The 23382-nt window shown below is 35.2% G+C and carries 13 protein-coding genes; 9 read left to right on the forward strand and 4 right to left on the reverse strand.

The window, feature by feature from the left end; all coding sequences use genetic code 11:
• Positions 1-3162, reverse strand: a complete 3162-nt coding sequence (locus tag GIY83_RS17070; protein WP_194615996.1) for a TonB-dependent receptor — start codon at positions 3160-3162, stop codon at positions 1-3.
• A 345-nt stretch (positions 3163-3507) separates the two neighbouring features.
• On the opposite strand from GIY83_RS17070, the gene GIY83_RS17075 reads away from it, so the two are divergent.
• On the forward strand, positions 3508-6378 hold the full coding sequence (locus GIY83_RS17075) for a triple tyrosine motif-containing protein (protein WP_208682607.1): 2871 nt from the start codon (positions 3508-3510) through the stop codon (positions 6376-6378).
• 37 nt (positions 6379-6415) lie between these two features.
• Here GIY83_RS17075 and murF read toward each other — a convergent pair whose 3' ends face one another.
• Together murF and gldJ are read right to left on the reverse strand one after the other, a co-directional pair.
• Positions 6416-7702, reverse strand: coding sequence for a UDP-N-acetylmuramoyl-tripeptide--D-alanyl-D-alanine ligase (gene murF, locus GIY83_RS17080; protein ID WP_208682609.1), 1287 nt, complete (start codon positions 7700-7702; stop codon positions 6416-6418).
• A gap of 109 nt (positions 7703-7811) precedes the next feature.
• Positions 7812-9497, reverse strand: coding sequence for a gliding motility lipoprotein GldJ (gene gldJ, locus GIY83_RS17085; RefSeq protein ID WP_194615993.1), 1686 nt, complete (start codon positions 9495-9497; stop codon positions 7812-7814).
• Between the two features lie 213 nt (positions 9498-9710).
• Between gldJ and porU the strand changes: the two genes are divergently transcribed.
• The 8 genes from porU to GIY83_RS17125 all read left to right on the forward strand — a co-directional run bounded on the left by porU (position 9711) and on the right by GIY83_RS17125 (position 22075).
• The gene (porU, locus tag GIY83_RS17090; protein WP_208682611.1) at positions 9711-13550 is read left to right on the forward strand and encodes a type IX secretion system sortase PorU; all 3840 of its coding nucleotides are present in this window, start codon (positions 9711-9713) and stop codon (positions 13548-13550) included.
• 40 nt (positions 13551-13590) lie between these two features.
• Entirely contained in the window at positions 13591-14796 is a 1206-nt protein-coding gene (porV, locus tag GIY83_RS17095) for a type IX secretion system outer membrane channel protein PorV (protein WP_208682613.1), read from the forward strand.
• Between the two features lie 77 nt (positions 14797-14873).
• Positions 14874-15356 carry a cytidine deaminase gene (gene cdd / locus GIY83_RS17100; protein ID WP_194615990.1) on the forward strand — a complete coding sequence of 161 codons (483 nt, stop codon included), beginning with the start codon at positions 14874-14876 and terminating at the stop codon, positions 15354-15356.
• A gap of 158 nt (positions 15357-15514) precedes the next feature.
• Positions 15515-16513, forward strand: coding sequence for a pyruvate dehydrogenase (acetyl-transferring) E1 component subunit alpha (gene pdhA / locus GIY83_RS17105; protein WP_173969782.1), 999 nt, complete (start codon positions 15515-15517; stop codon positions 16511-16513).
• 6 nt (positions 16514-16519) lie between these two features.
• Positions 16520-18169, forward strand: a complete 1650-nt coding sequence (locus GIY83_RS17110) for a pyruvate dehydrogenase complex dihydrolipoamide acetyltransferase (RefSeq protein ID WP_208682615.1) — start codon at positions 16520-16522, stop codon at positions 18167-18169.
• A gap of 114 nt (positions 18170-18283) precedes the next feature.
• Complete coding sequence (locus GIY83_RS17115) at positions 18284-20131, forward strand: hydrolase/aminopeptidase (protein ID WP_208682617.1); 1848 nt, start codon at positions 18284-18286, stop codon at positions 20129-20131.
• Between the two features lie 433 nt (positions 20132-20564).
• On the forward strand, positions 20565-21116 hold the full coding sequence (locus GIY83_RS17120) for a carboxymuconolactone decarboxylase family protein (protein ID WP_194615987.1): 552 nt from the start codon (positions 20565-20567) through the stop codon (positions 21114-21116).
• Positions 21117-21196: 80 nt separating this feature from the next.
• Positions 21197-22075, forward strand: coding sequence for a helix-turn-helix domain-containing protein (locus GIY83_RS17125; protein WP_194615986.1), 879 nt, complete (start codon positions 21197-21199; stop codon positions 22073-22075).
• Here the strand turns inward: GIY83_RS17125 and GIY83_RS17130 are convergent.
• The gene (locus tag GIY83_RS17130) at positions 22072-23316 is read right to left on the reverse strand and encodes a glycosyltransferase (protein WP_194615985.1); all 1245 of its coding nucleotides are present in this window, start codon (positions 23314-23316) and stop codon (positions 22072-22074) included. The genes GIY83_RS17125 and GIY83_RS17130 overlap by 4 nt on opposite strands.
• Positions 23317-23382: the final 66 nt, after the last annotated feature.

A 23382-nucleotide genomic window follows, 5' to 3' on the forward strand; every position in this document is an offset into this window, starting at 1 on the left:
TTAAAATTGTAAATTAACTCCCAACATTACAGTTCTAGCCTGAGGATAAATACCTCTGTCTATACCCATAACGTTTCCTGATGCACTATTTGCTCCAATTTCAGGATCATACCCAGTATACTTAGTAAAAGTGAATAGGTTCTCTCCAGTTAAATACACTCTTGTTTTGTCTAAACCAATTTGACTGATCGTTTTAATTGGCAATGAATAACCAAGCTGAATTGTTTTGATTCTTACGTAATCTCCTTTTTCAAGATAAAAATCAGATGGATTATTAAAGTTTTTGTTTGTATCATCAGATGTTAATCTTGGATAAGTATTTGATGTACCTTCTCCTGTCCAACGACCTAAAGCTTTAGTTTGGTAATTAGAGTTTTCAATATCTAACCTACGTAACCCCTGGAAGATTTTGTTTCCTGCAGCTCCCTGAGTAAAGATCATTAAGTCGAAATTTTTGTAATCTACATTAACTGTAAATCCAAAAGTATATTTTGGTATTGGGCTGCCCAGAAATTTTCTGTCATCTGCAGTAATCTGACCATCACCGTTAACATCTGTCCAACGGAAATCTCCCGGTTTAGCATCTGGTTGAATTAATCCTCCTGAAGCATTTCTATACGCATTAATTTCAGCTTGGTTTTGGAAAATACCTGCTGTTTGAAATCCGTAAAAAGATCCGTAAGGTTGTCCTACTTGTGTTCTTGTAATATCATAAGTCATCGCTTTAAATTGTTCTCCTGTTGCAAGGAAACCAACTCCACGTCCTAAAAACGTTACTTCATTTTTCAGGTAAGATACATTTCCACTTAAACCAAGATTTACCTGCCCTAATTTTTTACGCCATCCTAATTCTAAATCGATACCTTTATTTTGCATGTCAGCAACGTTTCCTGTTGGGTTTCCTGAACCAACATAACCTGGCAATGCAATTTCCTGTAGAATTCCTTTAGTTTTCTTAACGTACCAGTCAAAAGATACATTAAAATCAGAGAAAATTGTAGCATCAAATCCAATGTTAGTTTGGCTTGTTTCTTCCCATTTCAAATCTGGATTTGAAGGTGCATTCGGGCTGTTACCAATAGTTACAGATCCAGATGTACCAATTGTATAGTTACGACCGTCTCCAATAGTTGCCAAATATTTGAAATCTCCAATATTATCATTACCCGTTACACCGTAACCTCCTCTGAATTTTAATTGGTTTACTACTTTATTTTCAATCCAAAATGCTTCTTTTGAAGGAACCCAACCTAACGAGAACGAAGGGAATGTTCCGTATTTATTGTTTGAACCAAATCTTGAAGATCCGTCTCTACGAATAATACCCGTTAATAAGTATTTTTCTTTGAAATCGTAAGTTAATCTTGAGAATAATGAAGTTACTCTATGCTCATTTCCTGTACTAGCGGTAGCATTAATTTGATCTTTTGGAAGGTCAAAGTTAAAAGATGCATCTGTATAACTATCTACTGGTAAGTTAGTATACGTAATTGTAGTACCACTATTTCTATTGTCTACATACGCACCCTGACCTACTAAAACACTAAAGTTATGATCACCTATACTTCTTGTATAAGAAGCAACATTCTCAATATTCCATCCGAAACCTTGATTGGTATTTCTTGAAAGGTTATTAACCTGTGTAATATTTGTCGAGTTCAAATAAGAAACTGGTGTGAAGTTTTCATAACCCCAATACGCTAATTTACCTCCTACAGTAGTTCTAAATTTTAATCCTTTTATTGGCTCAATTTCCAAATAAGCATTTCCAACAAAGTTGTCTGCCCAGTTGTAATTTCCTAATCTTGTTTGTGTATAAGCTAAAGGATTAGACATTTCCTGAGTCACCATAGTAGAAACACCATAAGGATTTCCGTTAGCATCTCTTAAAATTCCTTTACCTTTACCATCAATACCTACAGAATAAGGCGCATTTCCAGCCATATTAGGATCTGTTACAATAGCAGGAGTAATTGGATCTAAGTTAATTGCAGAACTTAATGGTCCTCCAAATTCACTGTTTGTATTTCCTAATCCTACTGTTTTCTCTCTGGAAAAACCTAAAGTCTGACCAAAAGTCATCCATTTAGTTATTTTATGAGTAGAGTTTAAACGAATGTTTTTTCTGTTGTAGTGAGAAATATCTGTTGTTACAATACCTTCCTGATCTAAAAGACCGAAAGAAACATAAAAAGTAGAAACATCATTTCCTCCTGATAAGCTTAACTCTTGTCCAATACGTGCTGCACTGTTATTAAAAATCTCTGATTGCCAATTTGTTCCCGTTCCATATGAACTAGGGTTTGCAAAAGGTAATTGAAAAGTATCTGTTGGAGATTTTTTAACATATCCGTTTGCATACTTTTCATTTCTTAAAGTTGCGTATTGAGTAGCATTTAAAAGATCCAATTTTCTTGCCGGACCAGAAAAACCAGTATAACCATTATAGCTTACACTCATTTTACCTGATTTTCCTTTTTTAGTCGTAACGATAATTACCCCAGCTGCTGCTCTTGCACCATAAATAGCTTGAGAAGCCGCATCTTTTAATACCTCCATAGAGGCAATATCAGACTGGTTCAAGTAACCTATTCCTCCCGCATCAACTACTACACCATCTATAACCCATAACGGATCGTTGTTTCCTAATGTAGTTATACCACGCACACGAATGGTAGATGAAGCTCCAGGTTGCCCTGAACTTGCTGCAACTGTAACCCCTGAAACCCTTCCTTGCAAAGTTTGCTCCACTCTTGTTATAGGTAAATTTTCGATATCCTGAGCTCTTACTTTAGAAATAGCTCCTGTTACAACCGTCTTCTTTTGAGTACCATATCCTACAACAACCACTTCATTTAAAGATTGTGATTCCGGCTTTAATTGAATCGACAGTTTTGTTCTTCCGTTTAAAGCTTCAGTAACTGTAGCATAACCTATAAAAGTAACCGTCAAAACTCCGTTTGAAGGAACTTGTAATTGGAATTTTCCATCAAAATCAGATGCAGTAGACTTTGTAGTACCTTTTAATAGAATTGTTGCGCCTGGAACTGGCATTCCACTTTCATCATTTATTATTCCACTTACTGTGACATCCTGGGCCGCAGCTATAACCGAGAATAACAAAGACGAAACACAAAAAATAAGTAATTTTGTTAATTTCATTTTTCTAAAAATTTTGGTTAATTAATTAGTAATTTGATGCAATAATAATGTTAATTTTTCACTACTCGCAACTAATTTTCACTACAAAAACACATCAAATCAAATTTTATTACATTACAAAAACACATCAAATTTCATATAAAATATTAATTATCAATTAATTAAAATTAAAATTTAAGATGTTATGAAAATGTTAATTATAAAAATAAACACTACACTAGTATGATAATGCTTATTTTTATAAAAAAAACAGCTTCCTATATCGTGATAGTAGAGAAAAAATAAACTTAAACCACTACAAAAGAAATAGTTAACTATTAAAAAATTAAAAAAAATCAAAACCCCATGCAATTGATAAAATCATATTTTATTATAATTTTTTTTACATTATTCTCAATTACACTTTTTGGGCAAGTTAAAAGCATCGGACTTCCTGAGGTAAGAAATTACAAGCGAAATGAATATAAAGGAGGAACACAAAACTGGAATATTGATCAGGATAAAAACGGAAATTTATATTTTGCCAATAATAATGGTCTTTTACAATTCGACGGATCTTCATGGCGAAAATATCCATTACCCAATCTAACTTCTGTGCGATGTTTAAAAATAGATGACTCGGGAAAAATCTTTGTTGGCGGTTATAATGAATTTGGATTTTTTAAACCTGACAATAAGGGAAAACTGGAATATACTTCTCTGTCCAAAAAGGTGGATAAAAACAAAATCAAAATCATCGATTTTATCTGGAAAATTCACTCTTTAAATAATGAGACCATTTTTCAATCCTTCGCACGGGCCTATATTTTAAAAAACGGAAAATTATCGATCTTAAAAGCTCCTAAAAGATTTCAATTTTCATTTGTAGTAAATAACAAACTTTACTTTCAGGATGTCGAAAAAGGAATCTTAGAATATCGAAATGACGGATTATATCCATTACTCAATACCACAGCCCTGAATAATACCGAAATATGGGGCATGTATTCTTTATCAAAAGGCAAGACACTTATAATAACGCTTGAAAAAGGATTATTCATTTACGAAAACAATACCATCACACCGTGGGAAACTGAAGCAAATAATTTTGTTAGAAAAAACAACTCATTAGGAGGCGCTATAATAAATAAAAACTTCATTGTTTTAAACTCTGTTTTGGACGGTGTTATCATTTGTGATTTTAATGGTAAAATAATTCAACATCTTAACAGAAAAAAAGGCTTACAAAACAATACTGTCCTAACCTCATTTATTGACAACAAGAACAACTTGTGGCTTGGATTAGACAACGGTATCGCTTTTTTAAACGAAAGTTCTCCATTTACCTACTTCGGATTCAGCTACGACATTAGTACCGTCTATGCCTCGGTAATTCATCAGGGCAACCTATACGTTGCAACCAATCAGGGTGTTTTTTATCATGCCTGGAATAATAGTTTTAAGGAAGATGTTTTTAAACTTGTAGAAGGAACGACTGCGCAGTCATGGAATGTTCAGGTAATAGAAAATCAGCTTATTTGTTCTAATAATAGAGGAGCACTGGCCATACAAGGAGGAAAAGTAACGCATATTATAGATTCTAAAGGATATTTCGGTTTTAAAAGTATGCCCAATCATCCCGGCTTTTTTATTGGTTCCAATTACGACGGATTTGCTATTTTTCAAAAAACAGGAAATGGCCTGATATTCAAAAATCAAATTTCAGGTTTTGACAAATCTTCCAATAGTTTTGAGCTTGACGAATCTTACTTATGGCTTAAAAAAGATGAGTCTATCTACAAAATGCAGCTTAGCAGCGATCTGACAAGATTTATCTCTATCAAAAAAATAAATCATTTATCTCCGCAATACAAAAACATTGGCAGCCTCCAGAAAATTGATGGAAAAATCTACTTTCAGACCAACAATCACTTTTACAAATTCTCAAAAGAGCAGGATTTGTTTTATGAAGACAAAAAACTGTCGGCATTATTCAAAAATATTCCCATTATAAACGCTTTAAGCGAAGACTCACAATCGAATTTGTGGTATGCCTTTGATGAATCTTTAGGGGTATTAATGAAACAGAATGATCAATACAAAAATGTCGTTGCACCTTTCTCGAACTTAACAGGTAATCTGGTAAATAGTTATTTGTCTGTAAATACAATCGATTCAAAAAATATTTTTATCGGATTAACAGACGGATTAGCTCATTACGATTCTGAGCTGCTCAATAATTTTGTAACCAAGCCCAAGGCATTTATACGAAGTTTTTCATTTCCCGGAGACACGATCGTTTTGGGAAACAATCAGCATAAAATAGAAAATATTCGTATTCCCTACTCTTCAAATCATGTACGCTTTACATTTTCATCTCCTATATATGAAAACCTTGAAAATGTCGAATTCTCTTATCAATTAGAACCTTTTGATGATAAATGGAGTAACTGGTCTACGATTTCTATTAAAGAATATACCAATTTAAGAGAAGGCGAATATACCATGAAGGTAAAAGTCAGAAACAGTTACGGGATTCAATCTGAACCTTCGACACTTTCTTTTATGGTGTCTCCTCCGTGGTACAGACACTTTCTAGCCTTCATGTTTTATTTTGTATTAATTATGGTAGCAGTATATTTAATTTCGGCCAGGGTAAAAATGAAAATTCGAAAAAATAAATATTACGAAACGATTGAACAGAGAAGACTTTATCTTGAAAAAGAATCTAAAATAAGACAGGAACAATTTGATCTTGAAAAAGAAATCGAGAAACTTAAAAACGATAAGCTTCAGATAAAAATATTAGCAAAAGACAAAGAGTTAGTAAACAATTCTTTGCAGGTCGTGAAGAAAAATAAAATCCTGAACGGAATTATTCATAAACTTAAAGAAATCGACGTTGATGCCCTTGACGATTCGACAAAATTCCAGGTGAGTAAATTGAACAAAAGCATTGTAAAAGAAGTAAACACCGACAAAAGCTGGAAAGATTTAGAAAAACACATCAAAAACGTTCATTTTGAATTTTTGAAAAGGTTAAAAGAAAAATACCCGACAATTTCGCCACGAGAACTCGATCTTTCTACTTATTTATTAATGAATATGTCGACAAAAGAGATCGCCGAAATTATGAATATTTCTACCGGCGGTGTCGAACTGGCACGTTATCGATTACGAAAAAAACTCGGTTTAAATAAAAAGGAAAATTTAATTGGTTTCTTAATGAGTATCTAAAACAAAAAATCCATCAGCCGCCACTGATGGATTTTTGTTATTTAATATATTCCAGTGTGCGCTCTAACGCCATTCCTCTGGATCCTTTTACGAGAATTGTATTTTCGCTAAAATGTCTTGTTTTAAGATAATCAACAAAAGCATCAAAAGTCTCAAAAAACTGAATGTTATCTTTAGCAACCTTATGCTCATAAAATGACTTACCAATCAAATAACACTCTGATTCATTTTGATTTAATAAGGAATCTACAATTAGCTTATGCTCCTGCGAACTCTCATCTCCCAACTCAAACATATCACCCAAAATCATCACTTTGTTTTGATTTTCCAGTTGCAGAAAATTAGTTATTGCGACAGCCATACTACTAGGATTTGCATTGTAAGCATCCAGTATAATCTGATTCGAATCGATTCTTAATAATTGTGATCTGTTATTTTCAGGTATGTAGGTTTCAATTGCCTGTTTCATATCCTTTTCGTCGACCTTAAAATAATATCCCATGGCAATAGCCGCATTAATATTATTAGCATTATAAAGCCCAATTAAATGCGATTCGACACTAAAATTATCGTACTCTATAGCAACAAAAGGATTGGCTTTAATACTTTTGATTTTTAAATCAGCAGTATCGTTATTTATTCCAAAAGTAAATGATTTTATTCCGGCAGATCTTTCAATCTGGATAGGATCTTCAAGATTTACAAAAACCAGTTTATCACTTTTTGCAAGATACTCATACATCTCGCTCTTACCTTCAATTACACCCTGAACTCCGCCAAAACCTTCAAGATGAGCTTTTCCGAAATTGGTAATATAACCGTAATCAGGCTGCACAATTTCACATAAAAACTCAATTTCTTTTTTATGATTGGCTCCCATTTCAACTATACCTATTTCTGTTTCTTTATTAAAAGACAACAAAGTCAAAGGAACACCAATATGATTGTTTAGATTACCTATTGTAGCTTTGGTTTTGTATTTTTTAGAAATAACAACATTAATAAGTTCTTTGGTCGTCGTTTTACCATTACTCCCCGTTAAGGCTATTATAGGCAATTTAAGATAAGTACGATGAAATTTTGCCAGTTCCTGCAAGGTTTCTAAGCTGTTTTCGACAAGAATTGTTCGCTCATCGATAACATAAGATGCATTATCGACAACAACAAATAAAGCACCTAATTCCAGTGCTTTGGCAGCAAAGATATTCGCATCAAAATTTTCACCTTTGATAGCAAAAAACATAGAATCTTTTTCAATTTTTCTTGTATCAATTGAAACCGATTTACATTGCAAAAACAAGTTATGAATGTCCTGAATATTCATTTATAGGATTATTTACATTTATAAAAATAAGCAATAAAAAAAATCCAAATTCCAAAAGCTGAGTAATTCAGTTGGAATTTGGAATTTTTTTTATTGAATTTTCTAGAATTTAGTTTCTAGGCGATTTTCTTTTTTCAGCTTTTGCACCTACCCTAGACATAGCACATCTAAATCCGATGTAATCTGTTGCCATATCCTGAGGAAAATATCTTCTTTGAGCCGGATCTAACCAGTATGCTCTGTCTCTCCAAGAACCACCTTTGTAAACTCTAACATTATCATCGATTAATGTAGTACGTTTACTAGAGTTGTCATATTTTCTAACCATTTGACCTAAACTGTCTGTTGTTACATTGTGCTTAGGAGAATTATACATTGACTGATCCGCTTTTGTTCCTCCTTCAGGATCTCCAAAGTCAAAATATTTAGATGATTGTTTATCACCATCTCTATAGTTGATGTTATCGCTTGTACTGAAGTTCTGTCTTAGGTAAGTTTCATTTTCGTCAACCGGAACCTGAGCAATTTCTCCTGGTAAGTTTGTTGCAACTTTTTTACCGTTACTTAAAGTTTTGTATTGAATGTTATCTTTAGTGATAATTTCAATTTTACCGTCTTTACCAATTTTGTTTTTAGCGTATTGATTTCCTCTAAAGTAGTTAAAATCATTCGCTTCGTTATCAATAATAGGTCTGTAAACATCGGCAACCCATTCGGCTACGTTTCCAGCCATATCGTATAACCCAAAATCGTTAGGCGCATAGCTTTTTACAGCATTTGTAATATCAGCACCATCATCAGACCAACCTGCAATTCCACCGTAATCACCGTTTCCTTGTTTAAAGTTAGCCAATTGATCTCCTTTGTTTTTACGTTTAGATGAACGTGTATAATCTCCGGACCAAGGATATTTCTTTTGTCCTTTATATATATTGTATTCTCTTTGTCCAACATCAGCTGCTGCAGCATATTCCCATTCTGCCTCTGTAGGTAGTCTGTATTCTGGTAAGATGATTCCTGAAGAACGTTGTGCGTAAACATTTTTTTCTTCCGGAACTACACCGTCTTTTCCTGCTTTAGGTCTTTTTCCGTTTGGATTTTTCTTTAAAACAAGTTCTTCATTACCACCGTAAGTAGTACTTGGAGACGCAACATAAGCTTCTGTGTTGAATATACTTTCAGCACTAACATCTTGTGTTTTAGCTCCTTTTTTAAGGTAACCATTTTTCTCTAAAACTGCTTCGTTTACACGGTCAGTTCTCCATTTAGCAAATTCAACAGCCTGGATCCAGTTAACACCAACTACAGGGTAGTTTGCATAAGATGGATGTCTCAAATAGTTATTAGTCATCGTTTCGTTGTATCCTAAACGATTTCTCCATACTAAAGTATCAGGAGATGCTCCTTCGTAAATATTTTTGTAATTTTCTTCTGTTGGAGGGAAAACTTTCTTTAACCACTCCAGGTATTCTAAGTACATACCATTCGTAACTTCGGTTTCATCCATATAGAATGACTGAACGTGCTGTTGGGTAGGTGTGTTATTCCAATCGTGCATAACATCATCTTGTACTTTACCCATAGTAAATGTACCTCCCTCAACAAAAACTAAACCAGGACCAGCCTGTTGTTTTTTCCCTGCATTTCTAGCAGCAGTTCCATTCTGACTATCTACATCCCAACCAGTTGCTCTGGAAGCGTGACTGGAACTCGATTTTTTGCTACAACTAGCCGTGCCCAACATCAATACCATTGACATCATTAATTGCAAGACTACAATTTTGTTTACTTTCATACTCATTCTTAGGTGATAAATTTAGGTGCTGCAATATAATAATTAACATTTAATTAGCAACATCTGTTCTAATAATTTTATTTAGCTGTTTTTTACCAGAAAATAACCTATAGTTACGAACGCAAAAATATACTTTTTATTATTTACTATAACATGAAATACTATATTTTTACTTACTAAAATATTTTTAACACAAATCAGTTTTATCTACCAATGAAACAAGCCTTATTCTTATATCTTTTTTTGATTCCGTTCCTTTCATTTTCTCAGGTAAATGGGAGCTTTACGCTAGATTGGCAAAACAAAAAAGAGATGAGTTTTGGCGAATCAAAAATAAAAATCCCCTACTTTTTAGGAGGCAGTTTTAGGTACGATACTACTAAAAAAAACATAAGCTTATTGCTTCACCTAGGCGAAACTGGTTCCTCAAACAATAATTCCGTTCAAATTACCAACGTTATTTATGAATCTGTTTCAATTGCTGAGCTGGGCGACTTATCACTCGAAAACATCCCGGAAAAACCAAATGAAACGTTAAAAACAACTATTTCCAGAGATCAAAGACAAACTTTCCTGTCGTTATCACCTATAATAAAGGAAGGAAATAGCTTTAAACGAATGAGATCCTTTTCTTATTCAACAAGCAACTCAACATCAGGAAGCAACAGCAATTCATCTTCTTTTAAAAAATCAAATTCTGTTTATAATTCAGTTTTAGCCTCTGGAGACTGGTACCGATTTTATATCGAAAAATCCGGCGTATATAAAATTTCGAAATCTTTCCTACAAAGCCTTGGATTTGATCCGTCAAAAGTAGATCCACGAAGAATTAAGATCTATGGAAATGGAGGAAAAATGCTCCCATTAGCCAATAGCACTTACTATCCCGAGGATTTAACAGAAAATGCGATACAGATTATTGGAGAAAGCGACGGCATTTTTAACAATGAAGATTATATTCTTTTTTATGGTGAAGGAGTAGAAAACTGGAATACTGAAAGCCAAACAAATCTTAATTTATATACTACAAAATCCTATTATTATGTTACGGTGGCAGGCGGCGAAGGAAAACGCATTCCTAACTTCAACCAGCCAACAGGAAACAGCACTTTAGAACTAAACACTTTTGACGACTATCAATTTCATGAAATCGACAAAACCAACATTGCTCATTTGGGTCGCCAATGGTTTGGAGAATCATTTGATATTAATCAGGAACAGGAATTCGAATTTAGTTTCCCGAATATCGAAACTTCAGTACCTGTAAAAATAGAAGTAAATACCGCTTCGGCAGCTTTTACCCCAACCTCGTTTGCAGTTGCTGCCAATGGTCAAAATATTGGCACTATTAATTTCCAGGCTTTAGTTTCGAACTCTGAATTAAAGTTTTACACTCAAAAATTAGCTTCGAACACTTCGTTTACCGGTGCCGAAAACATAAAAATAAAACTTACCTATAATAATAATGGTGTTCCAGGATCAAAAGGCTATCTGGATTACATCAATTTAATCGTAAAAAGAAAATTATCAGGCACAGGCAAACAATTTAAATTTCAATACGACTTAGCCGGCGCAACCGGTGGAATAGTAAATTATACCATCAGCAATGCTTCCGGAATTTCTCAAATTTGGGACATTACAGACCTATATAATGTATCAAAAATAGAAAACAGCAATCAGGCAACTTTTAGCTTCAAGGCATCCTTAGGAGAAATTAGAAAATACATTGCAATTGATGCGGCGGATTATTTTACTCCTTTAAAAGAAAACCAATCAAAAATTGCCAATCAAAACCTAAAAGGAACATTATTTAAAAATACTCAAAACAGTTTTCAGGATATCGACTACGTAATTGTTACTCCCAGATTTTTAGTTTCCCAAGCCGAAAAACTAGCGAATTTTCATAGAACATATTCTAATTTGAATGTAAAGGTAATTGCATTAGAAAACATCTATCAGGAATTCTCTTCAGGAAAACAAGATATCGCAGCCATTAGAAATTGCATCAGATACATTTATGACAATGCATCATCTCCAGACAAAAAAATAAAATATCTGAATTTATTTGGGGATGCCTCTTTTGACTATAAAGACAGAATTACCAACAATAACAATATTGTACCTATATATCAATCTGTAATTAGCAATTCGACCGGAGAAACATCATTTGCATCTGATGACTTTTATGGCTTAATGGACAACAACGAAGGAGTGGTGGTTTCGCCTTTTGGCGGAATTGATATTGCGGTTGGCAGAATACTGGTATCTGACAATGCTCAGGCAGGTGAAATGGTGAATAAAGTTTTAGAATACCACGATACCAAATCCTATGGAAATTGGCGCAATAATATTGTTATGGTGAGTGATGATTCTGATCAAACTTCAGACGCAACATTACAGTTTTACCAAAACAATCTGGCAGACAACATTTCTACGCAGAAACCTTTTTTGAATGTCGACAAAATCATTTTGGATGCCTACACGCAAGAAGCTTCTGCCGGCGGATCAAGATATCCTAAAGCCAGAACCGATTTATTTAATGCTTTCGAAAAAGGCGCTTTAATTTTTAATTATTTAGGCCACGGTGGCGAAGATGGCCTGGCGAGCGAACGTATCTGGGAAAAATCAGATGGGCAAAATCTAAACAATCAATATAAGTATCCTTTATTTATAACCATTACTTGTGAGTTTTCACGATTTGATGACCCAACAAGACCAACAGCAGGCGAATACACTTTCTGGAATCCTAAAGGAGGAGCAATTTCTATGCTGACAACCATTCGCGCCATAGGACAATTTAATGCCGAAGATTTTAATGACAGCCTAAGCAAAAACCTGCTTTCGTACGGATCGAATCAGTACACCAGTATTGCCGAGGCGCTCCGAATTTCTAAAAACGAGAATCCAAGTTCAGCCAGTAATGTTATTTTTTATATTGGCGATCCTGCTTTAATATTAGCCATTCCAAAACCGAGAATTAATTTAACAAAAGTCAATGATGTTGTGATTTCGCAATCAATTCCGGACTTTAAATCTTTGGCAAAAATTAAAATTTCAGGAGAGATTACCGATGAAAATAACAATCTTCTAAGCAACTATAATGGTGAATTAGCCACTGCAATTTTTGACAAATTAATCACAACAAGTACCCTAAATAATGATGGTTATAGCCCTGCAATGTCATTTAAAATACTGGGAGAAACTATTTTTAGAGGAAATGCATCCGTAACCAATGGCCAGTTCGAATTTAGCTTTGTGGTACCAAGAGATATAAGGGTTCCCGTTGATTATGGGCGAATTAGTTTTTATTCGAAAAAAAATCAGGCTTTAGAAAACCAAACCGGCTACAATACTACCATTAAAATAGGAGGAATAAATGAAAATGCACCTCAGGACAATATAAATCCAAAAGTTAAGTTATATATGAACGATGAAACTTTTGTATCTGGCGGGACTACAAACGAATCGCCATTTTTACTGGCGTTTCTGGAGGATGAAAATGGAATAAATACAGCAAGCGGAATCGGGCATGACATTGTAGCAATTCTGGACGGAGACGTTAGTAATCCCTATATTCTAAATGATTATTATCAAACAAAATTAGACGATTATACTAACGGAAATTTACGTTTCCCTTTAAGAAATTTAGCTCCGGGCATGCATACTATAAGCTTTACAGCATGGGATGTTTACAACAATCCGGTGACAAGCGAAATACAATTTGTAGTTGTTGGAGATGAATCATTAACACTAACTCACGTTCTTAATTACCCTAATCCTTTTTCTACCTATACTCAATTTTGGTTTTCCCACAACAGACCTTATGAACCATTAGATGTTCAGGTTCAGGTAATGACTATCACAGGAAAAGTAGTCTGGACAAAAAACCAGGTCATTACTACAGAAGGCTTTTTATCGAGAGAGATAACCTGGGACGGAAGAGATGATTTTGGAGACCGGATAGGAAAGGGTGTTTATATTTATAAACTTACGGTCAGATCTAATTTGACAAATAAAAAGGCAGAAAAATACGAAAAGCTTGTCATCTTATAATTATATATATATTTGTATCATAAATACATTAAGTCCCTAAATGAAAAAAATATCACTACTCTTAATTTGTTCTTTTATTCTTTTTAAAGCACAGGCCCAGGACAACCGACCTATTACAACGGGAGTCCCATTTTTATTAGTTGCAGCAGATGCCAGAGCAGCCGGTTTAGCTGATCAGGGTGTAGCCACATCAGCAGATGCATTCTCCCAGCAATGGAATCCTGCAAAATATGCTTTCTCAGTAGATAAGCAAGGTTTCTCTATTAGTTACACTCCTTATTTAACAGACTTAGCCAATGACATTTCATTAGGTCAGGTTACGTACTACAACAAAATCAACGAACGAAGTGCCTTTGCGGGAAGTCTTCGCTATTTTGGTTTTGGAGATATTGAGTTAAGAACAACAGGAGATCCAAGTGAAGCTGCCAGAATAGTATCACCAAACGAATTCGCCTTAGACGGATCTTATTCTTTGAAATTAAGCGAAACATTCTCGATGGCAGTTGCCGCAAGATTCATCAATTCAAACCTAAAAATTGCCTCAGAAGATGTAGATGCTTCTGCTGCCAGTACTTTTGCAGTTGATATTGCAGGATTCTATCAATCTGAGGAAATTGCTTATTCTGACTTTAACGGACGATGGAGAGCAGGTTTCAACATGCAAAACCTTGGTCAGAAAATAAGTTACGACAATGACGACTTAAGCTCAAACTTTCTACCGGCAAACCTAAGAGTTGGTGGTGGTTTTGATTTTATTCTGGACGACTATAATAAAGTTGGACTGAGTGTCGAATTTACCAAACTTTTAGTACCTACTCCTCCGGGACCAGGAACACCCGTAGATTTAAACGGAGATGGCGATTATAATGATCTGGGAGAAATTTCTCAGGAACAGGCAAATGCTACAAATTACAAAAACTACAATGATATCGGTTGGGTTTCCGGAATTTTTAAATCATTTGGAGATGCTCCGGGTGGTTTTAGCGAAGAACTAAAAGAGATCACTTATAGTGTGGCCGGAGAATATACGTACCAGGATGCTTTTTCTATGAGAGCAGGATACTACCACCAAAGCCCACAAAAAGGAGGCATTCAGTTTTTCTCTTTAGGAGCAGGTTTCAAATATAATGTAGTAAAACTTGACGTTTCTTACTTATTTTCGGCATCAAAAATTAAAAATCCTTTAGAAAATACACTTCGCTTTTCTTTAACCTTTAACTTTGGCGACAAATACGAAGTTTACTAAACGAATAAAATAATAAAAATAATAACAATCCAAATTTCTACTTTTTAGAGATTTGGATTTTTTTTCCCATAAAAAGAATGAAAGAAATAAGCATTACATCATCATTTACCATTTACAACTCATTAGAAGAACTTTCAAAAGACACAAAGGACTTAATGAGCCAGGCAATTGAAATTCGCAAAAAAGCCTACGCACCTTATTCTCAATTTAGAGTTGGCGCCGCATTATTATTAGACAACGGTAAAATAGTTTTGGGATCAAATCAGGAAAATGCAGCTTACCCATCTGGATTATGCGCAGAAAGAGTTGCCATTTTTTATGCCGGAAGTATGTATCCTGATGCCAAAATCTTAAAAATAGCAATTACAGCAGCTTCAGATACGAATCAGACTACAGCACCAATTCCGCCTTGTGGTTCTTGCCGCCAATCTATTGCCGAATACGAAATAAAGCAAGATACCCCTATAGAAATCTATTTTATGGGCGAAATTGGCGAAGTTTACAAATCTGCATCCCTTAAAAATTTGCTTCCTTTTATGTTCGATAAAAAGTTCTTATAAAAAAAAGCCAAAAAGTCACGTTTAAATTTTACTTCTTAATAGGAATGTCTTATTTTTGCATCCCGACCTTTCGGGCGCAAATTTGTGGGAGGAAACTATTTTGCGTTATAGGCAACAATTGATAACACAAACAAACTTTAGCAAAAGAAAGAATTCAGATGAAAGAAGTTACAAAAGAAGTATATTTAAAGTGGTACGAAGACATGCTACTTTGGAGAAAGTTTGAAGACAAACTTGCAGCATTATACATTCAACAAAAAGTTAGAGGTTTTTTACACCTATATAATGGTCAGGAAGCTGTACTAGCAGGTGCCTTGCACGCTATGGACCTGACTAAAGATAAAATGATTACTGCTTACAGAAACCACGTACAGCCAATTGGTATGGGAGTTGATCCTAGACGAGTAATGGCTGAGCTTTTAGGAAAAGCAACAGGAACTTCTAAAGGTATGGGAGGTTCTATGCACATTTTCTCTAAAGAACACCGTTTTTACGGAGGACACGGAATCGTAGGTGGACAAATTCCGGTAGGAGCTGGTTTAGCTTTTGCTGATAAATATTTTGAAACTGGCGGAGTAACTATGACCTACTTTGGTGATGGTGCTGCAAGACAAGGTTCATTACACGAAGCTTTCAACATGGCTATGCTATGGAAATTGCCAGTTGTATTTATCGTTGAAAACAACGGTTATGCAATGGGAACTTCTGTTGAAAGAACTGCAAACCATACTGATATCTGGAAACTTGGTTTAGGATACGAAATGCCGTGCGGACCAGTTGACGGAATGAATCCTGTAAAAGTTGCTGAAGCAATGACAGAAGCTATTGACAGAGCTCGTCGTGGTGACGGACCAACTTTCCTTGAAATGAAAACATACCGTTACAGAGGACACTCTATGTCTGATGCACAATTATACCGTTCTAAAGAAGAGGTTGAAGAGTACAAAAAAATTGACCCTATTACTCAGGTTTTAGATGTAATTATGGATCAAAAGTACGCTACAGAAGAAGAAATTGAAGTAATTGACCAAAGAGTAAAAGATTTGGTTGAAGAATGTGTGAAATTCGCTGAAGAATCTCCATATCCTGAATTAGAACAATTATACGATGTAGTATACGCACAAGAAGACTATCCATTCACACCTCATAAACTATAATATATTATGGCCATAAAAGTAACAATGCCTCGTTTGAGCGATACTATGACGGAAGGAACGGTAGCGACTTGGTTAAAAAAAGTAGGCGACAAAATTAGCGAAGGAGATATCCTTGCTGAAATTGAAACAGATAAAGCAACAATGGAATTTGAGTCTTTCAACGAAGGAACTCTTTTACATATCGGAATTCAGGCTGGAGAAACTGCTCCAGTTGATTCATTATTAGCCATCATTGGTAACGAAGGAGAAGACATTTCTGCTCTTTTAGCTGGTGGTGATGCTCCTGCTGCTGCAGAAGCTCCAAAAGCTGAAGCCGCTCCTGCTGTTGAAGCAAAAACAGAAACTGCTGCTCCTGCAAAAGCTGCAACTGAATTACCTAAAGGTGTTATAGTAGTAACTATGCCACGTTTGAGTGATACAATGACAGAAGGAACTGTAGCAACCTGGTTGAAAAAAGTAGGTGATGCTGTTGCCGAAGGCGATATCCTTGCTGAAATTGAAACTGACAAAGCTACTATGGAGTTTGAGTCTTTCAATGAAGGAACATTATTATACATTGGTATTCAGGAAGGAAATACCGCACCTGTTGATAGTTTATTAGCTATTATAGGACCTGCAGGAACTGATATTTCTGGAATTGCTGACAATTATACTGCCGGAGGCGCTGCAACTGCAAGTGCTCCTGCAACTGAAGAAAAAGCTGCTCCTGCTGCTGAAAAAGCAACTGAAGCTGTAGCTGAAACTTCAAACGGAGGAAGAATTTTAGCTTCGCCATTAGCGAAAAAAATTGCTTCTGACAAAGGAATCCAATTAACTCAGGTTAAAGGTTCAGGAGAAAACGGACGTATCGTAAAAAGCGATATCGAAAACTTTACTCCAGCTGCACAAGCACAACCAACTGCAACAGCAACTGCTGCTGCTCCAAAAGCTGACGCTGCTCCTGCTGCACCAAAAGTATTTGTTCCTGCCGGAGAAGTTTTCACCGAAGAGATCAAAAACTCTCAAATGCGTAAAATTATCGCAAAACGTTTGGCTGAATCATTATTTACTGCACCTCACTACAACTTAGTGATCGAAGTAAGCATGGACGAAGCTATGGGCGCAAGAGCGACAATCAATACTGTTCCGGATACAAAAGTATCTTTCAACGATATGGTAATTAAAGCTTGTGCTTTAGCATTGAAAAAACACCCAAAAATTAACTCTCAGTGGAAAGAAGATGCTATCATCATCAACCACCACGTTAACATTGGTGTTGCTGTAGCTGTTGAAGACGGATTAGTAGTTCCTGTATTGAAATTTACAGATGCTATGAGTTTATCTCAAATTGGAGCTTCAGTAAGAGATCTTGCAGGAAGAGCTAAAAACAAAAAATTAGGACCACAAGAAATGGAAGGAAGTACTTTTACAGTATCTAACCTTGGAATGTTTGGTATTACTGAATTCAATTCGATTATCAACCAACCAAACTCTGCTATCCTTTCTGTAGGTGCAATTGTTGAGAAACCAGTAGTTAAAAACGGTCAGATTGTAGTAGGAAACACAATGATGTTATCATTAGCGTGTGACCACAGAACAATTGATGGTGCAACTGGCGCTCAGTTCTTACAAACATTAAAACAATACATCGAAAGCCCTGTTACAATGTTGGCATAATTTCAATGTTTATCCTGAGCCAAGCTTAAGGTTATTTATAATAAAATCCTGTTTTGTTTATTCAAAACGGGATTTTTTGTTTAATTTTCCTCCACTAATTCAATTCTTCATAAAATGAAAAAATTAATCCTTGCCACTTTATTCCTGACCGTAATTGCGTGTCAGAAAAAGGAACAAACAGAAAAAGCAACTGCTGTTACAGACGAACACAGTTATTCTAAACCAGAACTTGCTGTTGTAAAACACTTAGATCTGGATATAAAAGTCGACTTTGACACTCAGACTATCTCAGGAAAAGCTTCCTGGTTAATTGACAATGTGAGTAAAGGAAACGAAATTATCTTTGACGAAAACACACTTAATATTACCAAAGTAACTTTAGGCGACGACGAAAAAGAAACTAAATTCGAATTAGGAAAAGACGTGGAATTTCACGGAAAACCTCTTCATATTACAATCGAGCCTACTACAACTAAGGTAAACATTTACTACAGCACGACTAAAGAAGCTGTTGCCTTACAATGGCTTAAACCAGAACAAACGGCAGACAAAAAGAAACCATTCCTTTTCTCTCAGGGAGAAAGTGTTTGGTCACGCACCTGGATTCCTTGCCAGGATTCACCTGGAATTCGTTTTACTTACAATGCAAAAGTTACCGTTCCTAAAGATTTATTAGCCGTAATGAGCGCTGTAAATCCACAAAAGAAAAATGATACGGGCGTTTATACTTTCAAACAAGACAAAGCGATTCCTTCTTATTTAATGGCGATTGCTGTTGGAGATATCAAATTTCAATCTATCGACAACAGAACCGGAGTTTACGCAGAACCATCGATGCTAAAAAAATCGGCATGGGAATTTGCTGAACTTGGAAAAATGGTTGTAGCTGCAGAAAAACTTTACGGGCCTTACCGTTGGGGACGTTATGATGTTTTGGTTTTACCGCCAAGTTTTCCTTACGGAGGAATGGAAAATCCAAACCTAACCTTTTTAACTCCGGGAGTTATTGCCGGAGATCGTTCTTTAACGAGCTTATTAGCGCATGAATTAGGCCATAGCTGGAGCGGAAATCTAGTTACAAACGCTACCTGGGATGATATTTGGTTAAACGAAGGTTTTACTACTTATGTAGAACACCGTATTGGCGAAGCAATTTTTGGAAAGAAAGAATTTGAAATGCAAAATGTTATCACCCGCAAAGAATTAGTTGATAATGTAGCAGAATATGGAGAGACAAGCCCGGATACAAGATTAAAAGTAAGTCTTACAGGAAGAAATCCTGACGACGGGATCAGCATGATTCCTTATGTAAAAGGTTATGCTTTTTTAAGAGTAATCGAAAACGCTGTTGGACGTGAGAAATTTGACGTATTCATTAAAAATTATTTCGACGCACACGCTTTTAAATCTATTACAACAGAAGATTTTATTAAATACTATAACGAGAATCTTATAAAAGGAGACAAAGCACTGGCAGATAAAATAAAAGCCGAAGACTGGATTTACAAACCTGGAATTCCATCAAATATTACTTCGGTAAGTTCTGCCGATTTTGATGCTATTGACAAAATCCAAAAAAGCTGGAGAGAAACCGGCGTAAAAGGATTAAGCCAGAAAATTACAACCACCAGCGAAAAACAGTATTTTATAGATCATCTTCCAACGGATATTACGCCAAAAGAAATGGAAGCTATCGATGCAGAATTCAACTTTACAAAAGGCGGTAATTTCATCATCAAACGTCAATGGTTTGTTCAGGCAATAATCCACCAATACAAAGCAGCGAATCCTGCGATTGAGCAGTTTCTAGTTTCAATAAGCAGAACCGGATCTGTAATGATGCTTTATAAAGAAATGGTAAAAACTCCAGAAGGAAAAGTTTGGGCAAACAAAATTTTCGATAAAGCAAAATCAGGTTACCATGCTACGACTATTCAGGCGGTTGAAGGCATTTTGAAATAGTTTTCAGTCGCGGTTTTACAGTCGCAGTCGCAGTTTTCAGTTTATAATCTTACCGAAGACCGAGACTGAAAACTGCAAACTAAAAAATCCCCAGTTACATCTTGTAATCGGGGATTTTTTTTATCCAGTAGGGATTACATATTGGTAGAAAAAAAATATTCATTTTGTTCATTTGTCCCGTTAGGAACTACACCAATACGCAATAATAAGTAGTCCCTAACGGGACAAATGGCTATAATACTTGATAATTTCTACCAATATGTAATCGCTACGGGATAAATTACAATCGGGATACTCTTCTATTCAAAAAATAACCTCAGGGAAAATTGTCCATCACATAGCGTAAATCCTCCATGTTCTACAATCTGTAATCGTCGCACCTTTGTAATGTCAAAAGACAACAATTAATAATTAACATAAAAAATTAAATAAAATGACACGATTAACAGCATTAAACCCAGAAGAAGTAACAGGAAAAACTAAAGATTTATTCGACGCTGTACAAGCTAAATTAGGAGTTGTTCCTAACATGATGAGAACAATGGGAAATTCTCCGGCGGTTCTTGAAGGATATTTAAATTTAAGCGGTGCATTGAGCCACGGAAAACTAAGTTCAAAAACCGGAGAACTAATCGCTCTAACAGTTTCAGAAAGCAATTCATGTGAGTATTGTGTAGCTGCCCACACTTTTATTGGCGGAAAATTATTAAAAACTGATGCACAAGTTTTACACGACGCAAGAACAGGAAATTCTACTGATGCAAAAACTGAAGCGATCCTTCAATTTGCTAAAACATTAATTAGTAAAAATGGTCTGGTAAACGATCAGGATGTAAATGCAATTAAAAATGCAGGAGTTTCAGACGCTGAACTTGCAGAAACTGTAGCACATGTTGCATTAAATGTTTTAACCAACTATTTTAACAATACTGCCAATACAGAAATTGATTTTCCGGCAGTTCCTGATTTAGCATTACAAAACTAATTTTTCAAACAAAAACAGTTTATAAAGATAGTTGTGAATTTATTTCATGACTATCTTTATATTTTAAAAAACATAGAATTATGAGCAATCAAAGTGTTTTTACTTTAATCAATCCGCAAACCGGGAACCTTGCTTTTAAGCTGCTTCCGTTTGATGACAATAGCCATTTTGATCATTTGCAACGCAATAATTATTTTTCCCTGATTTGGGTTACCAAAGGAAAAGGCAAAGTAAAAGCTGATTTTGCCGAGCATCAGTTTGAAGAAAACTCGCTCCTCGCCTTTTCACCGTATCAACCTTTTATGCTTTGCGTAAGCGAACCCATTGAAGGAATTGCAATACATTTTCATCCTGATTTTTACTGCATTCATTACCACCAAAAAGAAGTTTCGTGCAATGGTGTTTTGTTTAACAATGTTTATCAGCCGCCTTTTACCATAATTACAGAAGAAGCGGCCTCGACTTTTAAAATGGTTCTGGAGCAGATGAAAATTGAAATGCAAAATTCAGAACTGGCACAATATGAATTATTGATTTCGTACTTAAAAATATTTTTAATCACGGCTTCGAGGCTCAAAAACCAACAATTAGAAGAGATGAAATCGGTTCCGGATTCTAAAGAACCTTTCATTCTTCAAAATCTGAAAGATGCTATCGAACTGAATTTCAAGATCAAACATTCAGCGGGACATTATGCAGAAATGCTGAATATTTCGGCGAAAGCCTTAGCCAAATTATCGAAAAATTACTTCAACAAAACCCTGACAGACTTAATTGCCGAAAGAATTATAATCGAAGCGAAAAGAGAATTGTACATGACCAACAAAACGGTAAAAGAAATCGCTTATGAATTGGGTTATGACGACGAACATTATTTTAGCCGCTTCTTTAAAACCAATGCCGATGTTTCGCCACAATTGTATCGTGAAACTGTAGGATTTGGAAAAATGACAGACTAATTTTTATTTTTAGCCTCGATCCATTTTGACATATACATTGTACTTCTATAAGCATGATGCTGCAACAGACTTCCCATAAAATTATGTAAACGATGACTTTCAGAATCATTTAATAATGAATTGATTGCTGCTATTAATGCCGTAGAATATTTACTCAATTGATAGCATTCGTTGACGATAGCAACTCCATTTTTTTGAGCTTGTATCCAAAGATTTTCGTCGTGATACAATTCGACCGCCTTTTTTGCAAACAATTCAGCATCATCTGTAATAAAACCATTCCATGATAAATTGGCGTGCATGGCTTCAGAACCAATTGTTGTGGTTACACTTGGCGTTCCGCATTGCATGGCTTCTAATAATTTCCCTTTTAATCCTGCTCCAAACCGAATTGGCGCCAGAACAACCCGCGTTTTTTTAACAATTTCATTAGCGTCTGCGGCTCTTCCCATAATAAAAAAACCATTTTTAGACTGATGCAACTGCAGCACTTTTTGGGAAGGATAAGCACCGTAAACTTCTAAAACAGCTTCTGGAAATTGCTTTTTTATTAAAGGCCAAATGGTTTCTTTTAAATACTGAACTGTATTCCAATTGGGTTCATGAAGAAAATTCCCGATGAAAACAAAATTTTTACGCTCTTCAAACAAAGGCAATTTCAATAAATCCAATTCAGACATTTCGTATACCAAAAACGGCAAATAATACAATAAACCTGAATCGATTTTAAAAACATCTTTTAAGATTTTCATTTCAAATTCAGAAATAATAAAAGACAAATCACATCTTAAAATACTGGCAATTTCGCGCTTCGCTACTTCTTCAGACAATAAATCATGAAGCTCACAAACTCTATTTTCTTTAAACGCTTTTTGCCTTGCCGTTCTCAAACAATGCAAATCTTCGGTATCTAATAAACGAATCGCTTTTGGGCAATTTTCAGATACGCGCCATCCAAATTGCTCTTCGATCATAAAACGATCAAACAAAACAACATCAGGATTCAATTCGATAATGAAATCATCAAAACTGGAATTATTGAGTTTAATTGACACTTTCTTCACATCAAATTCAGACAAATCGACCATAAAATCGCTGTCTAAAGCCGGGCTTGCAAATGTAATTTCAAATCCATTTTGCTTAAAAATAGAAATCAACTGCATCATCCTTCCACCTGCTGCAGACGAATTTGGTTCAGGCCAAACAAAGCCAATAATTAAAAGTTTTTTTATGTGATTCATTACAAATTATTTCAAGCTACAAAATAATGCTTTTTTGAGCGCAATCATACAATATTTCCTGATTTT

Source organism: Flavobacterium sp. SLB02 (assembly GCF_009664855.1).
Classification (GTDB): Bacteria; Bacteroidota; Bacteroidia; order Flavobacteriales; family Flavobacteriaceae; genus Flavobacterium.

What these genes read in the sequence shown, in the direction of transcription:
- GIY83_RS17075 (WP_208682607.1), top strand. Translation starts at nt 3,508, where the DNA reads ATGCAATTGATAAAATCATATTTTATTATAATTTTTTTTACATTATTC.
- GIY83_RS17110 (WP_208682615.1), top strand. Translation starts at nt 16,520, where the DNA reads ATGGCCATAAAAGTAACAATGCCTCGTTTGAGCGATACTATGACGGAA.
- GIY83_RS17125 (WP_194615986.1), top strand. Translation starts at nt 21,197, where the DNA reads ATGAGCAATCAAAGTGTTTTTACTTTAATCAATCCGCAAACCGGGAAC.
- porV (WP_208682613.1), top strand. Translation starts at nt 13,591, where the DNA reads ATGAAAAAAATATCACTACTCTTAATTTGTTCTTTTATTCTTTTTAAA.
- GIY83_RS17120 (WP_194615987.1), top strand. Translation starts at nt 20,565, where the DNA reads ATGACACGATTAACAGCATTAAACCCAGAAGAAGTAACAGGAAAAACT.
- gldJ (WP_194615993.1), bottom strand. Translation starts at nt 9,497, where the DNA reads ATGAAAGTAAACAAAATTGTAGTCTTGCAATTAATGATGTCAATGGTA.
- GIY83_RS17130 (WP_194615985.1), bottom strand. Translation starts at nt 23,316, where the DNA reads ATGAATCACATAAAAAAACTTTTAATTATTGGCTTTGTTTGGCCTGAA.
- cdd (WP_194615990.1), top strand. Translation starts at nt 14,874, where the DNA reads ATGAAAGAAATAAGCATTACATCATCATTTACCATTTACAACTCATTA.
- murF (WP_208682609.1), bottom strand. Translation starts at nt 7,702, where the DNA reads ATGAATATTCAGGACATTCATAACTTGTTTTTGCAATGTAAATCGGTT.
- porU (WP_208682611.1), top strand. Translation starts at nt 9,711, where the DNA reads ATGAAACAAGCCTTATTCTTATATCTTTTTTTGATTCCGTTCCTTTCA.
- GIY83_RS17070 (WP_194615996.1), bottom strand. Translation starts at nt 3,162, where the DNA reads ATGAAATTAACAAAATTACTTATTTTTTGTGTTTCGTCTTTGTTATTC.
- GIY83_RS17115 (WP_208682617.1), top strand. Translation starts at nt 18,284, where the DNA reads ATGAAAAAATTAATCCTTGCCACTTTATTCCTGACCGTAATTGCGTGT.
- pdhA (WP_173969782.1), top strand. Translation starts at nt 15,515, where the DNA reads ATGAAAGAAGTTACAAAAGAAGTATATTTAAAGTGGTACGAAGACATG.